Source organism: Fundidesulfovibrio putealis DSM 16056 (genome assembly GCF_000429325.1).
Lineage (GTDB): Bacteria > Desulfobacterota > Desulfovibrionia > Desulfovibrionales > Desulfovibrionaceae > Fundidesulfovibrio > Fundidesulfovibrio putealis.
Map to the genome: position 1 here is coordinate 250,051 of NZ_AUBQ01000003.1, position 16,872 is coordinate 266,922.

At 67.2% G+C, this 16,872-nt stretch carries 14 protein-coding genes; 3 read left to right on the forward strand and 11 right to left on the reverse strand.

From position 1 onward, the window contains the following. The first annotated feature begins 30 nt into the window (after positions 1–30). The 3 genes from G453_RS27670 to G453_RS0101305 are packed head-to-tail and all read left to right on the forward strand — an operon-like array spanning position 31 to position 2,545. Positions 31–1,722 carry a rhodanese-like domain-containing protein gene (locus tag G453_RS27670; protein WP_027189579.1) on the forward strand — a complete coding sequence of 564 codons (1,692 nt, stop codon included), beginning with the start codon at positions 31–33 and terminating at the stop codon, positions 1,720–1,722. Next, a complete protein-coding gene (locus G453_RS25845; RefSeq protein ID WP_051271366.1) occupies positions 1,719–2,222 on the forward strand; it encodes a MauE/DoxX family redox-associated membrane protein in 504 nt (167 codons plus the stop codon). Before G453_RS27670 ends, G453_RS25845 begins: the two co-directional genes overlap by 4 nt. Beyond that, complete coding sequence (locus G453_RS0101305; protein WP_027189581.1) at positions 2,222–2,545, forward strand: hypothetical protein; 324 nt, start codon at positions 2,222–2,224, stop codon at positions 2,543–2,545. The genes G453_RS25845 and G453_RS0101305 overlap by 1 nt, the downstream gene beginning before the upstream one ends. Positions 2,546–2,552: 7 nt before the next feature. Here G453_RS0101305 and G453_RS0101310 read toward each other — a convergent pair whose 3' ends face one another. The 11 genes from G453_RS0101310 to mqnC all read right to left on the reverse strand — a co-directional run bounded on the left by G453_RS0101310 (position 2,553) and on the right by mqnC (position 16,869). Continuing rightward, positions 2,553–3,662, reverse strand: a complete 1,110-nt coding sequence (locus G453_RS0101310; RefSeq protein ID WP_027189582.1) for an acyltransferase — start codon at positions 3,660–3,662, stop codon at positions 2,553–2,555. An 88-nt stretch (positions 3,663–3,750) separates the two neighbouring features. After that, positions 3,751–5,031: a chromate efflux transporter gene (gene chrA / locus G453_RS21705; protein ID WP_043643899.1), complete on the reverse strand. Its 1,281-nt coding sequence runs from the start codon at positions 5,029–5,031 to the stop codon at positions 3,751–3,753. 7 nt (positions 5,032–5,038) lie between these two features. Continuing rightward, positions 5,039–8,197 carry a PEP/pyruvate-binding domain-containing protein gene (locus G453_RS21710; RefSeq protein ID WP_051271369.1) on the reverse strand — a complete coding sequence of 1,053 codons (3,159 nt, stop codon included), beginning with the start codon at positions 8,195–8,197 and terminating at the stop codon, positions 5,039–5,041. A 19-nt stretch (positions 8,198–8,216) separates the two neighbouring features. Continuing rightward, positions 8,217–9,374: an MFS transporter gene (locus G453_RS21715; RefSeq protein ID WP_051271371.1), complete on the reverse strand. Its 1,158-nt coding sequence runs from the start codon at positions 9,372–9,374 to the stop codon at positions 8,217–8,219. Next, positions 9,355–9,927, reverse strand: a complete 573-nt coding sequence (locus tag G453_RS0101330; RefSeq protein WP_027189583.1) for an HDIG domain-containing metalloprotein — start codon at positions 9,925–9,927, stop codon at positions 9,355–9,357. Before G453_RS0101330 ends, G453_RS21715 begins: the two co-directional genes overlap by 20 nt. Then, positions 9,917–11,125 (reverse strand): MFS transporter, encoded by a 1,209-nt coding sequence (locus G453_RS0101335; protein ID WP_027189584.1) that lies wholly within the window; start codon positions 11,123–11,125, stop codon positions 9,917–9,919. Before G453_RS0101335 ends, G453_RS0101330 begins: the two co-directional genes overlap by 11 nt. Before the next feature lie 577 nt (positions 11,126–11,702). Next, positions 11,703–12,254 (reverse strand): ferredoxin domain-containing protein, encoded by a 552-nt coding sequence (locus tag G453_RS0101340; RefSeq protein ID WP_027189585.1) that lies wholly within the window; start codon positions 12,252–12,254, stop codon positions 11,703–11,705. A 2-nt stretch (positions 12,255–12,256) separates the two neighbouring features. Continuing rightward, positions 12,257–13,228, reverse strand: coding sequence for a chromate resistance protein ChrB domain-containing protein (locus G453_RS0101345; RefSeq protein ID WP_027189586.1), 972 nt, complete (start codon positions 13,226–13,228; stop codon positions 12,257–12,259). A 170-nt stretch (positions 13,229–13,398) separates the two neighbouring features. Beyond that, the gene (locus G453_RS0101350; protein WP_027189587.1) at positions 13,399–14,847 is read right to left on the reverse strand and encodes an outer membrane homotrimeric porin; all 1,449 of its coding nucleotides are present in this window, start codon (positions 14,845–14,847) and stop codon (positions 13,399–13,401) included. A gap of 76 nt (positions 14,848–14,923) precedes the next feature. Continuing rightward, on the reverse strand, positions 14,924–15,781 hold the full coding sequence (locus G453_RS0101355) for a menaquinone biosynthetic enzyme MqnA/MqnD family protein (protein WP_043643903.1): 858 nt from the start codon (positions 15,779–15,781) through the stop codon (positions 14,924–14,926). After that, entirely contained in the window at positions 15,781–16,869 is a 1,089-nt protein-coding gene (gene mqnC, locus G453_RS0101360) for a cyclic dehypoxanthinyl futalosine synthase (protein ID WP_027189589.1), read from the reverse strand. The genes G453_RS0101355 and mqnC overlap by 1 nt, the downstream gene beginning before the upstream one ends. Positions 16,870–16,872 lie beyond the last annotated feature (3 nt).

Sequence of the window (16,872 nt, forward strand, 5' to 3'; positions counted from 1 at the left end):
ATCGGGTCCACCAACCGAGGATCGTTCCCCATGGACGGCTCCACACCCCGCACCGGCCCGGACAGGCGGCTTTTCGACCTGGGGCTTCTGCACGACGCCGCGAGCGAACTGAGCGGCCTGTCCACGCCGCAGCAGATCGCCAGGGCGTTTCTGCTGACAGCCATGGGCGGCCTCGGGGCGGTCTCCGGTTTCATCCTGGTGACGGGCGCGCCGGATCGCGACGGGCGCAGCGACGCCTCTGATCCGCTGGTGCTGCACCGTGGCCTGGACGAAGCCAGCGCCGAGCGCCTGCAGGATGGGGCAGGCGCGGTCCGGCTGGACTGGCTGGCCTGCGGCCCCGGCGGGCGGCCTCCGCGGCAGCCGCACCTCATCGCGGCTTCGAATCTGGCGGACGATTCCCCTTTCCCCAAGGACAGCCGCCTGCTGGCGCGCTGGACGTTGGACGGCGGCAGCTGCGGCATCCTGGGGCTTGGCCCTAAGCTCGGCGGCCCACAAAGAACCCCCGGATATGGGCCGGAGGACTCCTCGCTTCTCCTGAATCTGGTGGACTGTCTGGTCACGGCGCTTTCGCGCTCCATGCTCACCCAGCGCCTGGCGGCCATGGGCCAGGATCTTGCCTCGCGCAATACGGAGCTTGACCGGCGCGTGTTCCAGCAGGAGACCCTCATCCAGGCTCTTGGCGAGATGAACTCCCTGACCGGTTCGGACGACCTTCTGGAGAGCTTCCTTCTTTTCCTGATGGGAACGGCCGGGTGTGGCCACGGCTTCGCCCTGCTGCTGGACGCCGCCGGCCAGATGGCAGGGTTCTGCGGCAAGGGCGTGGACGCGGGGCAGATGCGCGCCCTGGACCCTGTGCGCCTGCGCCAGACCGCCACGCGCGGCCTGTTCTCGGGCGGCGGACGCCGGGTCGGCTGGCTGGACGACCCCGAGCAGTTCGCCCAGATCGGCCTGCCGCCAGGGTATTGCGGCATCTGGTTCCTGGCGGACGAGAACGTCTACGGTTTCGCCGGGCTCGGCTCCAGGCTGGACAGGGCGCAACTGGACGACTCCCAGCGCGAGACGCTTCTGGCCGTGGCCGGGGGGTTCCTCACCTGCCTGCGCACGGTGCGCCTGCTGGAAGCCACGCGCAAGCTCAACAGCGAGCTTGAGGCCAGGAACCTGGAGCTGCAGCAGACCCTGGACCAGATCACCGGCTACCGCATCGAGATCGACGGCCTGGAGCGGGCCAAGGCCCGTATCAAGGAGATCATCCAGCGCGAGATGGACCGGGTCTCCCTCGTATCCTGGGTGGATTTCGCCATCCTTCTGACCGTGTCCGTGGCCATGGGGCTTTTGTTCAACTGGGCCAGCCCGTCGGGCGTCAACCTGATCCCCTCGCACTGGTCGCGCCCGGCCACGGACTCGGTGCCGGTCCAGGAGGCCAGGGGCATGCTGGACAAGGGGCAGTATGTGCTGGTGGACGCCCGCCCCTCGGAGTCCTTCAAGCAGGCGCACATCCCCGGCGCGATCAACCTGACCCCGGACCTCTTCGATTTTCTCTACGGCATGCGTCTGGCCAAGCAGCCCAAGGACAAGCCGGTGCTGATCTACGGGCGCACGGTCAGCAGGCTCTACGACGAGGACGTGGCCGGGCTTCTGGCCAGGCGCGGCCACAAAAACGTCACGCTTCTTGCCGGGGGTTTCCAGGCCTGGAAGCAGGCGGGATTGCCGGTGCAGCCATGACCACGGCCACGCAGACAAAACCCGTCTTGACCGCCAGACTGATGGAACTGGCCACCAGCCCCTGGCTGGCCTTTGCCCTGCGCCTGTACATGGGGGGGCTGTTCATCTACGCCAGCGTGTATAAAATAAACTATCCCGCAGAGTTCGCTGGTTCCATCGCCAGCTACGAACTGGTTCCCTACTGGGCTGTCGGGGCCATGGCCATGGTCATGCCCTGGCTGGAGCTCATAAGCGGGGTCCTGGTGGTCACGGGCATCCGGCCCAAGGCAGCCATCCTGGTGCTGGCGGGCATGATGGCGCTGTTCACCGTGACCATCGTCATCACCTTGTTGCGCGGCGTGCCCATCGGCTGCGGCTGTTTTCACTCCATGGAAGACCCCATCACCTGGAAGACCTTTTTCCGGGACATCCTGTGGCTGGGCATGACCCTGCACGTCTATTTCTATGATCGGAAACTGCACCTGGAGCACCTGTTCCTGGTGAAGGTGAAGGAGCTGTGATGCGCGCTCTCCTCCTGTGTGTGGCGGCTGTGCTCGTGCTGGCGGGGTGCGAGGGGTCTCCCGGCGTGGAAGGCAAGTACCTGGCGCAGGGGCAGGACGGGAAAAATGTCACGCTGACGCTCAAGGCGGGCTTCACCGGAGAGTGGGAGACCGCCACGGACTCCGTGCCCGTGCGCTGGGAGGTTCGCGGCGGGGAGGTCTGGCTGCACTCCAAGAGCGGGGGCATCCTGCGGGGAATCCTTCAGGACGGGACGCTTCGCGTCCTGCTGCCGGGAGAAGGCGAGCTGGTATTCGCCCGGCCCGGCGCCAAGCCTGGCGGCTAGTGTCGCGTTACGGCACGATCCTGTTGACCCAGGGGATACGCTTGAGTCCGGCGGTCAAGAGCGCCGACAGCGCGAAGGTGGTAAGCCCCGTGATCACCGGCCCCACCCAGGGGTGCACGGTGTTCCAGTCCAGCCCGTGGCCGTAGGTGAACAGGATGGGCAGCTGCCCCGTGAGGATGGACAGCACCAGAATGTGCGACAGGAACACCCCGTAGCTCAGGCCGCTCACTTCATGCACCAGCTTGGCGCGCTTTCTGGCGGCTTCCGGCTTCCAGCCCTTGAAGAACAGGAAGATGGACGCGGTCATCAGCACGGTCAGGGGCTGCTGGTAGCTGAAGAAGGTGTTGGGGAGCATGGTGTTGGCCCCGAACGCCGCGAACTCGCCCGCTGCGGTGATCGTGGCGCAGGCCAGGAACACCACGGCCAAAAGCGGTTTGCCTCCCGGAACCCGGATGTGCGTCCGGTTGAGCAGGTGCCCCAGCACGAAATAAGCTAGATAATAGGGCATCACCGCCCCGGACAGGAAGCGGTTCAGGTCCTGCTCCCAGAGAAGGCGCGTGACGAAATTGAGCGCCTGGAGCCCGAATATGATTCCCACGAATACCGTGGCCCTCCCGGAGCTTAAGTCCGCGAAGGCCGGGCGCATGAAGGGCACCATCAGGTACACGCCCGCGATCATGTACAGAAACCACAGCGGGCCGGACCACATGCCGGTCAAAAAGCGCTTCACGAAGCTTATGACGTTGGGCGCGGACTCGGTCTGCATGCACAGGATCAGATAATAGATGAGCGACCAGCCCAGCAGCGGCAGCAGGATCTTGACGAAGCGCTTGCCGTAGAATTTCGAGAGGCTCATGGGGCGCTGGTCTCCCAGCATCAGCGCGCCGCTTATCATGAGCATGGCCGGGACGCAGAACAGGCTCATGGACGAATAGAACAGCCCCGAGGCCATGGCCGAGATCTGGAAGCTCCCCAGAAGCGGCGAGGCGCTGTGCATGACCACAACGCCCACGATGGCCAGGCAGCGCAGCAGGTCGAGGTATTCCAGGCGATCCTGGGACGCGCCTTCAGCAGGGGAGGCATGTCCGTGCCGCACTATCGAGATGTGTTTCGTCATGGCGCGCCATTAAGGCAAGCCCGCGCGAAATGCAAACACGTCTGTAACAATAAAGGCAGGCGATGCTTTCGCGGGCATCGCGCGCACGTCAGGATATCATTCCCCAGAAGAACCCCAGCAGGCCGCACCCGACGATGAGCGCGTGCATGGACATCTTGAACCGCACCAGCGCCACGAGCGCAACGCCCGCAAGCACGATGGCGAACCAGTCCGGCCCTGACGCTGCCGGAAAGAAGGTGTGGCGCGCGAAAAACATGGCCAGTTGCAGCACCACGCCCACCACGGCGGCGGTGATTCCGGTGAGGGCCGCGCCCAGACGCGGGTTGGCGGTGATGGCCATGATGTAGGGCGCGAGCGCGAAGATGAACAGGAAGCTCGGCAGGAAGGTGGCGAAGGTGGTCAACAGGCCCCCGGCCACGGCGTAGCCCAGGTTCGGCCCGCCCGGGGCATTCCAGGCGGCCATGAACCCCACGAACTGCGTCACCATGATGAGCGGGCCGGGCGTGGTCTCGGCCAAACCCAGGCCCAGGAGCATCTGCGCCTGCGACAGCCAGGAGAGCTCCACGGCGTACTGGGCGATGTATGCAAGCACCGCGTAAGCCCCGCCGAAGGTGACGAAGGCAGCCTGGGTGAAGAACAGGACGATCCGCGAGAGCGTGTCTTCGAAGCCGAATATCGCGAACACGGGCAGGGCCACGGCGGCCCATATGGCCGCGAACACCGCCGCCACCCGGACCAGATGCCAGGCCGAGGGCAGTGCGACGGAGGCTTCCGGCTCGTCCAGGGAGCACTCCCTGGACCCGCTGGCGCGGTGGCAGAATATTTCCGGGTGGGAGCGCGACAGAACCATCCCCGAAAGCCCGGCGCACAGCACGATGAGCGGGAAAGGCACTCCCAGGAAATACCCCAGCCCGAAGGCGATGCCCGCGAAGGCGTACAGGGCCGGATGCCTGAGGGATTTCTTCCCGATGCGCCACACCGCCTCGAACACGATGGCCACCACGGCGGCGGCGATGCCGTGGAATATGGCGGCCACGGCGGGCACGTTCCCCTTGGCCGCCGCCAGCCAGGACAGCCCCAGCATGATGGCCACCGACGGCAGCACGAAGAACACCCCCGCGACTGTCCCGCCAGCGTAGCCGTGCATCCGCCAGCCCAGGTACACGGCCAGCTGGTGCGCCTCCGGGCCTGGCAGCAGCATGCAGAAGTTCAGGGCCTGGAGGAAGGTGCGCTCGTCCACCCAGCGCCGCTGGTCCACCAGGTCCTTGTGCATCATGGCGATCTGCCCGGCAGGGCCGCCGAAGTTCAAAAAACCCAGCGTGAACCAGTAGCGCAGGGCCGCCCGGAAACTGACGGAAGACTCGGTCATGTGTCTCCTAAATCGGGAAGCTGCGAGGCTGCCCGTCCGCGTCGGTACATGCCAGATCCGCGAACTCGGTGATTGAGTCGGCCTTGCTCCACAGGCCCAGGAGCCCTCGCGGCGTCTCGTCGAAGTGGTGCACCAGATACGGCTTGCCGTCCACGAAGCAGGTCACCCGTCCGCCCCTCACCTCCACGGACAGCTCGCGCCAGACGCCGGTCTCCACGGGCAGGTTCGCGCTGGACAGCTCCTTTCGCACGCCGTCGGTGAACGCGAAGAGCATCACGTTGTCCTCCAGGGCGTTTACGCGCAGCACCAGATAGGTCCCGGCGGAGCGCACCGCGAAGGCCAGGCCGCCTGCGCGGTCGATGGTCCCGGCCACGGGGCGCACCTTGAGGCTTGCGCGGCCCTCGCCCATGTCCGAGTCCTTGGCCACGGCCAGGGGGAAGTGGAAATAGGCCTCGATGGAATCCAGGAAGCGCTGGTAGCGCTGTCCGGCCACGCGGCCCATGAGACCCGCGAAGCTTTTGGAGAGTCCGGTGGCCCACTTGGAGCCGTCCTGCCTGGCGATGGCGCCGTCCTGGCCGTCGGAAGGCTCCAGCCGCTCCCAGTCGCCCAGGGTCAGGTGGAAGCCGGGCAGGGGGCTCTCGGCGCGCTTCGCGAGCAGGTCGTAGTCGCCGCGCAGGAAGGCCTCGGCCATGGAGTCGATCTCGCCCTGCCCGGTGATGGCCATGTCCAGGAGCCTGCTGGAAGCCAGGAGACGCCCCAGCTGGTCCAGGACCGCTTCGGTTTCCGCCTTGGGTGCGCCCTTGAAGGAGGCGTCCAGCACGTCGCCGTTCGCCTCCACCGTGAAGCCCAGGCGCGACAGCACCTTGGACAGGAACGCCACCCGCAGGCACTTGCCGGAAAAGCCGCCCGCGCCGCCCGCGAAGCGCAGGTTCACGTGATTCTGCCCGGCCTGGTCGCCGCAGAAGGCGTCCACGTTGGCGAAGTGGTAGCCGAAGCGGGCCGAGAGGTTCAGGTAGTCGCGCCCCAGCATGGCGTAGGAGTCGCCGCCGGGCGTGCCTCCGCCGACGTCCGCCGTGGCCGTGGTGGCCATGAGGGTCATGAAGCTTCGGGCGTCGAAGGCCACGGAGCCGGACCAGGTGATGCCCGGATGGGTGAAGCCGCGCCACACCGCCAGCATGGGCACGCTTCGCAGGTCGCCTGGGGTGATGTCGTCGCAGGTGGTCAGGTTCTCGCGCAGGCCGCCGCCCAGGTCCACGCAGTAGAGCATGAGCGGGATCTTGGCCTTGAGGCGCGCCACCAGCACGTCGTCCTCCTCGGCGCGGCCGCACAGGCCGAACATCTCACGCATGCCGGTCTCGTGGGCGAAGCGCACCACGTCATGCAGGGTCTCGCAGCCCTCGGGCACGAAGTTGGCGGCCTGGGGGTCGGTGAGGGTCAGGGGGGAGATGTGGTCCAGGGCGGCCCGCAGGCGGCGGTGCATGGGGCTGTCCACCATGCGCGAGCGCGTGCGGCCAGCCGTGAGCAGGGCTTCCACACGTCCTTCCAGTATGTGCCCTCCCGTGGCGTCGAGCGTGACCAGCTGGCCGTCGGCCAGGGCCTCCGGGCAGCCTGGAACGCCAAACAGGGCCGGAATGCCCATCTCGCGCGCCACCGAGGCCAGATGGCTGGCCGCGCCGCCCATGGCCGTGACGATGCCCCCGGCCCGGTCCAGGAGCGCCGCCAGCTCGGGGGCTGCGTTCCTGGCCGCCAGGATGGCCCCGTCCGGTATGTTCGCGGGGATGGCCCCCTCCACGCGAAGGACCTCGCCGCTGGCCGCGCCCGGGCTGGCGGCCACGCCGCCGGACAACAGCACGCGATGGCCGGAAATGTCCGCTGCGCCGCCGGGCGTATCGCCAGGAGCATCACCATGCGCATCATCCGGCCCAAGCGGGCGCGACTGCACCACGTAAAGCTGCCCCGAGTCGTCCAGGCACCACTCCACATCCTGGGGCGCGCCGAAGTGTTCCTCCAGCGCGAGGCCCATGCGGCCAAGCTCCAGGACCTGGGCGTCTGTCAGCAAAGGCGCATCGGGCCGCGAGGCTATGCGCAGGGGGCCGCGCGACAGCGCGTACACCGAGGGCAAGGCCTCGCCCGACACCAGCTTTTCGCCAAGCCCCAGGACCGCGTCCAGGCGCATGGCCCCCTGCGTCCGGGAGGCCGGGTCCAGGGTGTAGAGCACGCCGCTGGCCGTGCTCTGGACCATGGCCAGCACCAAGACGGCCATGGGCACGTCGGCGTCGTCCAGGCCGTGGCGCAGGCGGTAGAGGATGGCGCGCGGGGAGTACTTGCTGGCGAACACCCGGCGGCAGGCCGCATGCAGGTCCGCCGGGGCCACGTTCAGCACGGACTCGTACTGCCCGGCGAAGCTGGCAGCGCCGTCCTCGCCCACGGCGCTGGAGCGCACGGCCAGCGTGAGACCTTCGCCGTACACGGCGGCGAGCTTCTTCAGCTCTCCGGCCAGGGCGTCGCTCACGGCGGGGGGGATGGGCGCGTCCATCACGGCTTCGCGGATGCGCAGGGATCGGGCTTCCAGGTCCGGCAGGTCCAGGGGGGAGATGGGTGCCAGCTCGTCTGCGATGCGCTCCCCCAGCCACTCGGTCTGCATGAAAGCCTGGAAGGCGGCGGTGGTCAGCACGAAGCCGCCGGGCGTGGGCAGGGTGGCGGCGTTTCGCACGCGGGCCAGATTGGCGGCCTTGCCGCCGAGCAGCGTCGCCATGTTGTCTGTTTTGACCAGTGATGGACTCGTCTCGACGGCAACGTCCTGCAACGCGAGCGCCAGCGGCCCGGCCTGCGCCGTCTGCCTCGGCTCCAGCGCCTTAAGCGCCAGCTTCAGCACCCGGTCCAGGGCCGGATACAGCCCCAGGTGATGTTGCCGCGACATCTCGTTCAGCGCCTTGACCATGGCGTGTGTGGCCTCGCCGATGTTCAGGCAGGTGCGCCGCGCGGCGTCGGTGGTGAAGGGCTCGCCGCCGTAGTAGGCCTGCTCGAGCGCGGCCAGCCCGTCCAGCACCGCGTCGTTGTGGGCGAGCATGTCCCGGAAATGACGATACTTGCGGGCGGCCTTGTCCTCTGGGTCCGCCAGCAGGCGGCAGGCGTTCTGCTTCTTGAGGAATCCGAACAGGCTCATGGTGTTCTCCCTGATGCGGTCAGGTTTTCATGCGTCCAGGCCCGGCCCAGACCCAGGCTGCCACGGCCAGCAGCACGGCTGCGCCCGTGGCGAAGGCTCCCGCGCTACCGAAGAGTGCGGCGGCACATCCCGCGACCAGCGGGCCGGTGCTGTGCCCCACGTCCATGATGGACCCCAGGAGCCCCATGGCCCCGCCCCGGTTCTCCCGGCGGCTCAGGTCCGCAACAAAGGCGGACGTGGCCGAGGTGGCCACGGACAAGGCCAGCCCCAGCAGCACGGACAGCGCAAACAGCGACCCAAGCCCCGGCGCGAAGGGGATGGCCGCGCAGGCCCCTGCGGTCAAAGCCGCGCCGCCGAGCATCTGGCCCATGCGTCCGTGGCGGTCGGATAAGCGTCCGAAAAAGGGCTTGGTCAGGGCCACGGTGACCACCTGGGCCGAAAACAGCGCACCGGTCAGCCAGGCCGGGTGTCCCCGTTCCTGCGAGACGATGGGTAAGAACGCCTCGAAGCTGCCGTAGGCGAACAGTATCCCGGCCTCCAGCAGGCATCCGGCCAGGATGCCCCGGCTGGCCAGCAGCTCGCGCAGGCTGTCTCGAAACGGGGGACGGCACTTCTGCGCCCCGCGCTCTTGCCCCTCGAAATTCGGCAGCTTCCAGGCCAGCAGCATCGCACCTATCCCGGCCAGCCCGCACAGGACGTACACGCCGGAATAGCCCATCCACAGGGCCGCGCCGCCAAGCATCGGGGCCACGAAGCGCCCGGCCAGCGTGGCCGAGGAAAACGTGCCCAGCTTCTCGCCGCGCGCCGCGTCGAAGGCGTCGGCCACCGCCGCCTGGGCCACGGGCATGAAGATCCCCGTGGCCAGCCCGTGGTAAAACCGGGCCAGGGCCAGCCCCCACACGCCAGACACCAGCAGGTAGGCGAACGGCGCGCTTGCAAATATCAGCGAGGAGGCCAGCAGCATGCGCCGCCTGCCGAAGCGGTCCGAGCACAGGCCGCCGGGAATGCCCACCAGCACCCCGGCCAGGGGCGAGAGCGCGGACACAAGCCCCACGCCTTCCGGCCCGGCCCCCAGGTGCGCGGCGAACAGCGGCAGCACCGGGTTCTTGGCCATGGTGGTGGACAGGATGGCCAGGAACCCCGCCCCGCACAGCAGCCTAAACGGGGAGGGACGCATTCCCAGCCACCGCGATCAGGCCCTGGATCTCACGGTGGTAGCCGAAGTAGCGGGCCATGGTGACCGCGTTCTTGCCGTATTTCGGGTACTCCCGGAGGATCTCCTCGAAGCGCTCCTCGGCGTCGCGTGCGTCGCGCAGGGGGACCTTGCCTTCGGTGATGATGTCCACCAGCCGGTCGGCGTAGATGATGATGCGCTCCTCCAGGCGGTGCAGGCCGTAATCCTTGACCGGCAGGCCGAACTCGATGGCCTCGGCCTCGGTCAACCCGCCCCGGATGTGCTTCTCCATCACCGCGCACACCTCGGGCGGCAGGCCGAGCTTCGCGCCCATCTCCGCGCCGATCAGCCCATGCTCGATGGCGTGGGTGGCGGCCTTGCCCAGGTCATGGAACAGGGCTCCGCGCCCCACCAGTTCCATGTCCAGCGGGACGTTGACGCGATGGGCGATCTCCAGGGCCAGTTCGGCCACAGCCACGGAATGCTCGATGTCCTCGTCGTTCATGCCCTGGGCGCGCAGGAGCTGTACGTCTGTGGGGTCGATGTCATGAAGCATGGGGTCTCTCCTCGAAGCCTTGGGGCACGTTTTTCAGAAAAACAGGGATGGCCAGGAACAGCACCAAGGCCATCAGGGGAAAACTGATCTGATATCCCATCCATCCCACCAGAAGTCCACCCAGAATGGGGCCTGATGCATGCCCCACGTCGAAAATGGTCCCGAATGCGCCCATGGCCGAGCCAAAATGCCGCTCCCGGCACAGGTCGGCCACCATGGCCGCCGAGGACGACGTCACCAGCGCCTCGCCCATGCCGAAAACAAGGCTCGCCGCCAGCAGCGTCCAGAACCCGTGCATGAACGGCACCGCCGCGAAGGACGCCCCGCACAGCGCAAGCCCCGCCACGATCAGCGGCCTCCTTCCGTGCGAGTCGGACACCCGGCCCATCAGCGGCTTGGAGAGCATGGTCACCACGATCTGCGCGCCCCACAGAAGGCCTGCCTGGAACTCCGAAAGACCCACCACCGTGACCGCGTAAACCGGCAGAAACGCCTCCAGCGCGCCCATGGTCATGTTCTGCACGCCCTCCATGGACGAGGCCGTGACGATGCGCCTGTCCGACAGCACCTCCCGGATGCCCTCCCGGAAGCGGCGCAGCCTTTCGCCGAACCCCACGCCGTGTTCGACCCGTTCTTTCACGCCCAGAGTTCGAAGCCCCAGTATCAGTGCGGCCACGCCAGCCAAGGCGCTCACCGCGAATACCAGCCGGAACTGCCACAGCACCGGCCCGCCGCTCTGGCCCATATCCAGAATAAATCCGCCTATGGGCGCGCCCAGGAGCGTTCCGATGATGCCCACCGACGAGAACCAGGAGAGCATCTCGCCCTTTCGCGACCCGGCCACGTCCGCCACCACCGCCATGGCCACCGGGCCGTAGATGGCCGTGGCCAGGCCGTGCAGGAAGCGCACGGCCACCAGCGCCGAATACGACGAGATGAACAGGTACGCGAAGGGCATCACCCCGAACACCACCAGCCCCGCCAGCATGGTGCGGCGTCGCCCAACCACGTCGGACAGCGCACCCGAGGGGAGCTTGAAGAAGATGCCCGTGACGGTCGAGATGCCGACGGCCAGGCCGATGGCCTCCGGGCCTGCGCCCAGGAAGAGCGCGAACAGCGGCAGCACCGGGTTCCGGGCCAGCGCGTAGGAGAAGCGGGCCAGGAAACCTACGGTGCAGAGATTCTTGAATGCGTCCATGTGAGTGTCCTTGATGATGTGGGGGAAAGGCTGGGCTCCGCCCAGACCCGGCAGGGCTCTGCCCTGCACCCGCCAGGGGGATGATCCCCCTGGACCCTGCAATAGCTTCGCGTCGTTAGCGGACAGATTGCGCTATGCGGGTGCCGGGGGCTGTCCCGTTCACGTCCTGCTCGGCGGGCTAGAACCGATTTGAAGACGATTCGTCGCCCGCCGAGCAGGACGCGACCGCTACAGCCCCCGGCACCCGCGTGAACCACACGCTTCCAGACTCAGAACGAGGCCCGTGGACTGCCAGTACCCACTTCGGTTTCAAGACGATTCGTCGCCCTCCGGGCAGGACGCGTCCGCTACAAACCTTCGGCACCCGCGTGAACCACACGCTACCTGGCCCTGAATGAGGCTCGTGGGCTGCCAGCACGCAGCCTCGTTGAAGCTCCAGTCTACAGCTCTGAAATGCGAAGTCGTCATAGGCCTCTTATGCTTTCTCCGCTGATCGTCGTACTGCCGCGCTGGAATGCGAAGCGGTGCAGGGTGTCCAGAGGGCGGAGCCCTTTGGCCGCCGGAGGCATCTTAATTCTTAATGCTTCGGCACGGCGCGGTCGTAGAAAATGGACTTGCCGTAGAATCCCACGGGGATGCCCATAACCACGCCCGCCTGGATGTACCCGAGCGCCCGCGCGGCCGCTCCCACGCGCTGCTGCACGCGGTTGTCCAGGTTCAGGATACTGGCGGTCTTGGCCGCCGACACCAGCGCCGCGCCGATGTCCATCATGCGCATCATGCAGTGCGGGCCGTCGTAGCCCATGTCCTTGTCGGCCATGACGCGCTTCGCTTCGAACTCCTTGCAGGTGGCGTAGCCGCAGGCCCCGCAGTCGTAGCCTGCGGCCAGCGACTTGCCGAGCCCCACCAGCACCAGGGCGTGGCAGTTCTCGATGTTGGCGGCGTCGCGCAGCCAGTAGGCCTCGTTGGTGCTCTTGGGGGCGTAGTCCTTCATGGCCTGGGCGATCTTCTTGAGGTCGGCCTCCTGCGAGACCACGGCGATCTCCAGGAAATCCTTGCCTCCGGCCTTGGGAGCGGTGCGGGCGGACGCGGCCATGAGGTTGGCGACCTGTATTGCGATGTCTTTCATATCTATTCTCCGGTGTTGGGGTTGGAGTAGGACGCCAGCAGCGCGTCGAAGAGGGCCAGGGCGTTTTCGGTAAGGAGCATGTCGTCCGGCTGGGCCATGGTCATGCCGTCCAGCACCTGTTTGACGCCCAGCGCCTCGGACGGCCCGGCTTCGATGTCGTTCAAATCAATGGCCCGGATGACCTCGCGCAGGCGCGCCGGGACATTGGCCTCCAGCGAGAAGGCGGCGCAGAGGACCTCGAAGGTGGTCAAGGGGCCGACGTGGGTGAACTCGGCCTCGGCCATGTCGAAACGCACGGCATCGGCACGGGCGGCGGGCTGTACGTCGGCAGGGACGAAATCGATGCGCGCGTCGGGGTCGATGAAGCGGCGCACCAGCCAGAAGGACGCGAGGCGGTCGATGTAGGGGCGCTGGCGCGTGATCCAGGTTTTGCCCAGGTAATCCGAAGCGGCCAGTTTGGGGATGGCCGGGCCGCTTGGAGCGTCAGGGCCGTCACCAGTCAGCAGCGCGGCGAGTTCGGCCAGCAGGGCGGCCACGCGTGGGCCGCGCCCGCCAGGGAAGTAGTCGATGGCCTGGAGTGCGTCAGCGCGCTTGGCGAGCTTGCGGCGCGCGGATTCAAGCGCGTCTGCGTCGAAGCCGGGCTGGCGGGTCTGGTCCAGGAGCGGCAGGAGGTCCTGCTCGATGGCCTGCCAGTCGGCGTCGCGGGCTTGTGTGAAGCAGGCTGCAAGGTCCGTGGGCGTCATGTTGGCCGGGGGGCCGGTCTCAAGAAACAGGGCCTCGCCGCCCAGTTCGTCCACTTCCTTGGCCAGCCAGGTGAGCTGCTCGTGCAGGTCGGGCCGGGCGGGCAGGGCGTAGAGAGCGCCTTTTATGATCACCGCGCCAAGGGAGTTCAGGCGACGCCAGACGCGCATGCGGGCGGTCTGGTTCTTGGCGGGCAGCGTGAAGGAGAAGAAGAACCACTTGCTGTTATTCATGTGACAACTATTGTCATAGATATAACAATTGTCAAGAGGCTGCTTCAACAAAAAACGCGCCGCCTACCGTGTGACGGGTAAGCGGCGCGAAGCCCACTGAGGGTCCAGGGGGATCATCCCCCTGGCGGGTGCAGGGCAGCGCCCTGCCAGGGGCTGGGACAGACCCACAGCTAGAACTTGTACCTGAAGCCCAGCGACGCCTTCCAGGTGTCGCCGCTGTGCGAGGCGTTCACCAGCCTGCGTCCCCAGACGGAGCTGTCGAACTCGCCGTGGGCCCAGCCGGTCTCCAGGATGAGGGCGAGATTCTTGTAGATGTTGTACTGGCTGTCGATGTTCACGGCCAGGATGTGCTCGGTGGTGGCCAGCTCGCGTCCCATCTGGAAGTAGTTGCCGTAGCCCCAGAGTGCGACGCCTGCGCGCAGGGCCTGGGGGGAGTTCAGTCCCTTGGCGAAGGTGAAGCTTATGCGGCTGGTGAGGTCCTCGATGAAGGAGATCTTGTCCAGGGTGGCGATGAAGCCCCACGCGCCCAGGTAGTCCACGCCGATGAAGCCCCGGCTGAACTCCTGGGTGGAGTCGAACAGGAAGGAGTTGCCCGCGCCCCAGGCGCTGGTGATGACAGGCATACGCTCCGAGCCGTTGCGGGTGGAGGAGTCCTCGCCGGTGGCGTACCAGAAGGCGATCTGCGGGCTCATGAAGGACAGGCCCACGTATTCGGCGGCCACGTCGAAGAACAGGCCGCCGCGCTGGTTCTTGGAGCGCTCGGTGGCCCCGCCCGCGCCGTAGATCACGTCGGCGTAGAACTTGAAGGGGTCCAGGGCGGTGAGGCTGAACGCGCCGCCCACCCACCAGTACAGGTCCTGGGCGTCGCGCTGTCCCACGGGGGCAAGGCGGCTTCCGGCGGAATAGAGGTTGCTGGCCAGGGTCTGGTTCGCGCCCGCGCCGCCGGTGCTGACGCCGGGGAGGTTGGCGTTGCGGCCCACCACGCCCATGAGGCCCCAGGGGGTGGCGGAGAAGCCTTCCACGGTGATTGGCAGGGCCAGGTAGTAGGCGTCGAACTCGTCGGGGACCTGGGTGGTGGTGGGGTCGAAGTCGCGGTTGGCGTCCACGAAGCGCAGGAATCCGGCGATGGCCTTGAAACTGTCGCACACCGGGATGGTCACGAACGCGCCGGGGCCGCGGATGCCGCCCAGTACCGGGTTGGCGGAGAGGATCTCGCCGGAGATGGGCAGGTTGATGTCCTGCTGGCCGATGCTGAATTCGATCTGCGTGCCGGGCCAGTAGAACTGGAGGTAGGCTTGGTAGACGTCGATGACCACGGCGGGATTGTCCACGGTGTAGGTGCCGTTGCCCCAGGCGGTGTTGTTCACGCGGATGCCCAGGCGGAACTTCAGGCCCTCGTTGGCGATGAAGTCGGTGCGCAGGCGGAAGCGCTGCCACACGGTGAAGGGATCGCCGGTGCGGGTACCGGCCCCGTTCCAGCCCGTGAAATAGGGCTTGGACCAGAAGGTGCCGTGGACGCGGGCGTCGCCGGTCATGACCACTTCCGTGGCGGCCTGGGCCACGGCGGAGAAAGCGAGAAAAAGCGCGAAGAGCGCCGCCAGGACGGAGAAGCGTTTCATGAGCGGGCAAGCCTCCTGTATGATGGGCCGGTTTATGAATGGAACCGGGCCTGTGTACGGTGCTTAGGCACGCGAATCAACCGTCTTGTGGCGAGTTGTCCAGGATTTCCAGGGAGGGGGCCTGGGTTATGAAACCGTGCTCGGCCAGACAGTCGAAGAAGCGCGACAACCCCTGCTGCTCTTCCGGCCCCAGATCGTAGCTCAGGTGGCCGAAGTAGCGACGTATTTCGGCGCGGCTCATCTTGGGTTTGGTGAGCGAGGCCAGGCTGACTACCTCCTCGATGGCGGCCACGCCCGCGCGCTTGGACTGGCACAGGGTGCGCGAGGCGGCGGCCACTTCCTCGCGCCGTTCCTCCACGGCCTCGCGCCGGGCCACCCACACGCCGAACACGAAGGGCAGGCCGGTCCAGTCGCGCCAGACCTCGCCCAGGTCCAGCTGGTAGGGAAACCTGGGATCGGTGCGCATGGCCAGGGCCTCGTCGCCGATGGCCAGCACGGCGGGGTCCTGCGCGCCCTGGGCCAGGGCCTGGCGCACGGAGCCGGGAGATTTGACGAAGGCGGGCTTCACGTTGTGGACGCGCTCCAGCACGATGCGCAGGAGTGCCGCAGAGGTGTGGGTCTCGGCGGTCACCAGGACGCTTGCGTCGGCGAGCTTGTGCAGGGGCACGCGGCTCAGGAGCAGCACGCTCTTCACCGGACCCCGGCTGCCGATGGCCAGATCGGGCAGCAGGTAGTAGCGTCCGGGGTTTCTGGCGTACTCGATGGAGGAGCAGGCCGAGAGGTCCAGCCCGCCTGCGCGGATGAGGTCGTTCAGCGTGGCCGGGGGGCCGGACACGATGTCGAAATCGTGCTTGACCCAGCCGTCCTCGATGGGATGGTAGATGGGCAGGACGTTCAGGTAGCTGATGCGCCCGAGGCGCAGGTTCGCAGGCATCACAGAGACTCCAGCAGGCTGTAGTCCATGGCCCGGCGCACGGGTTTGAATCCGGCGTCGGTGATGGCCTGGCGCACGCCCGGCTCGTCCATGCGAAAGCGCACTCCGGCTGCGGCCACCACGTTTTCCTCGATCATGGTGGAGCCGAAGTCGTTGGCTCCGTACCAGAGCGACGCCTGGGCGATCTCGCGGCCCATGGTCACCCAGGAGGCCTGGACGCTCAGGAAGTTGTCCAGCATCAGGCGCGAGATGGTCAGTACCCGCAGATACTCCTGCGGCGAGCACTTGCGCCCGCCCAGGGCGGTGTTGTCGGGCTGGAAGCCCCAGGGGATGAAGGCCGTGAAGCCGCGCGTCTCGTCCTGGAGGTCGCGCAGCGCCAGCAGGTGCTCGATGCGTTCGGCCCAGGTCTCCACGTGGCCGAACATCATGGTGGCCGTGGTGCGAAGCCCCTGGAGATGCGCCTGTCGCATCACGTCCAGCCACTCGGCCGTGGAGCACTTGGCCGGGGCCACGGCCTGGCGCACGCGGTCCACCAGGATCTCCGCGCCGCCGCCGGGGATGGAGGCCAATCCGGCGGCCTTGAGCCGCGCCACCACCTCGGGCACTGTAAGCCCGGCAAGCCCGGCGAAATAGACGATCTCCGGCGGCGAGAAGCCGTGCACGTGGATGTCCGGGTAGGTCTCGCGCACGAAGTGCAGCAGGGCCTCGTAGTATTCCAGGCCCATGTCCGGGTTGTGGCCGCCTTGCAGCAGGATCTGCCTGCCGCCCAGGGCCAGGGTCTCTTCAATCTTCTGGCCGAGCTCCTCGCGGGTGAGGGAATACCCCCCGGCCTGCCCCGGAGCCTTGAAGAAGGCGCAGAAGCGGCAGCCGCACTGGCAGATGTTGGTGGAGTTGACGTTGCGGTCCACCACGTAGGTGACCACCGGGGCCGGATGCTTGCGCAGGCGGGCGCGGTGGGCCAGGCTGCCAAGAAGCGGCAGGCTGGCGGACTCGGCCAGGATCAGGGCGTCCTCCATTGTGAGGCGCTGGGCCGAGTCGGCCTTGCGGGCCACGGCGAGAACCTGGGCGTGATCGAATATCGCGGACATTCC

Bases quoted from the DNA above. Each gene is read 5' to 3' on its own strand.
- G453_RS0101305 (WP_027189581.1), top strand. From the start codon at position 2,222: ATGCGCGCTCTCCTCCTGTGTGTGGCGGCTGTGCTCGTGCTGGCGGGG.
- mqnC (WP_027189589.1), bottom strand. From the start codon at position 16,869: ATGTCCGCGATATTCGATCACGCCCAGGTTCTCGCCGTGGCCCGCAAG.
- G453_RS21710 (WP_051271369.1), bottom strand. From the start codon at position 8,197: ATGAGCCTGTTCGGATTCCTCAAGAAGCAGAACGCCTGCCGCCTGCTG.
- G453_RS0101335 (WP_027189584.1), bottom strand. From the start codon at position 11,125: ATGGACGCATTCAAGAATCTCTGCACCGTAGGTTTCCTGGCCCGCTTC.
- G453_RS0101350 (WP_027189587.1), bottom strand. From the start codon at position 14,847: ATGAAACGCTTCTCCGTCCTGGCGGCGCTCTTCGCGCTTTTTCTCGCT.
- G453_RS0101330 (WP_027189583.1), bottom strand. From the start codon at position 9,927: ATGCTTCATGACATCGACCCCACAGACGTACAGCTCCTGCGCGCCCAG.
- G453_RS21715 (WP_051271371.1), bottom strand. From the start codon at position 9,374: ATGCGTCCCTCCCCGTTTAGGCTGCTGTGCGGGGCGGGGTTCCTGGCC.
- G453_RS0101355 (WP_043643903.1), bottom strand. From the start codon at position 15,781: ATGCCTGCGAACCTGCGCCTCGGGCGCATCAGCTACCTGAACGTCCTG.
- G453_RS0101345 (WP_027189586.1), bottom strand. From the start codon at position 13,228: ATGAATAACAGCAAGTGGTTCTTCTTCTCCTTCACGCTGCCCGCCAAG.
- G453_RS27670 (WP_027189579.1), top strand. From the start codon at position 31: ATGGACGGCTCCACACCCCGCACCGGCCCGGACAGGCGGCTTTTCGAC.
- chrA (WP_043643899.1), bottom strand. From the start codon at position 5,031: ATGACCGAGTCTTCCGTCAGTTTCCGGGCGGCCCTGCGCTACTGGTTC.
- G453_RS25845 (WP_051271366.1), top strand. From the start codon at position 1,719: ATGACCACGGCCACGCAGACAAAACCCGTCTTGACCGCCAGACTGATG.
- G453_RS0101340 (WP_027189585.1), bottom strand. From the start codon at position 12,254: ATGAAAGACATCGCAATACAGGTCGCCAACCTCATGGCCGCGTCCGCC.
- G453_RS0101310 (WP_027189582.1), bottom strand. From the start codon at position 3,662: ATGACGAAACACATCTCGATAGTGCGGCACGGACATGCCTCCCCTGCT.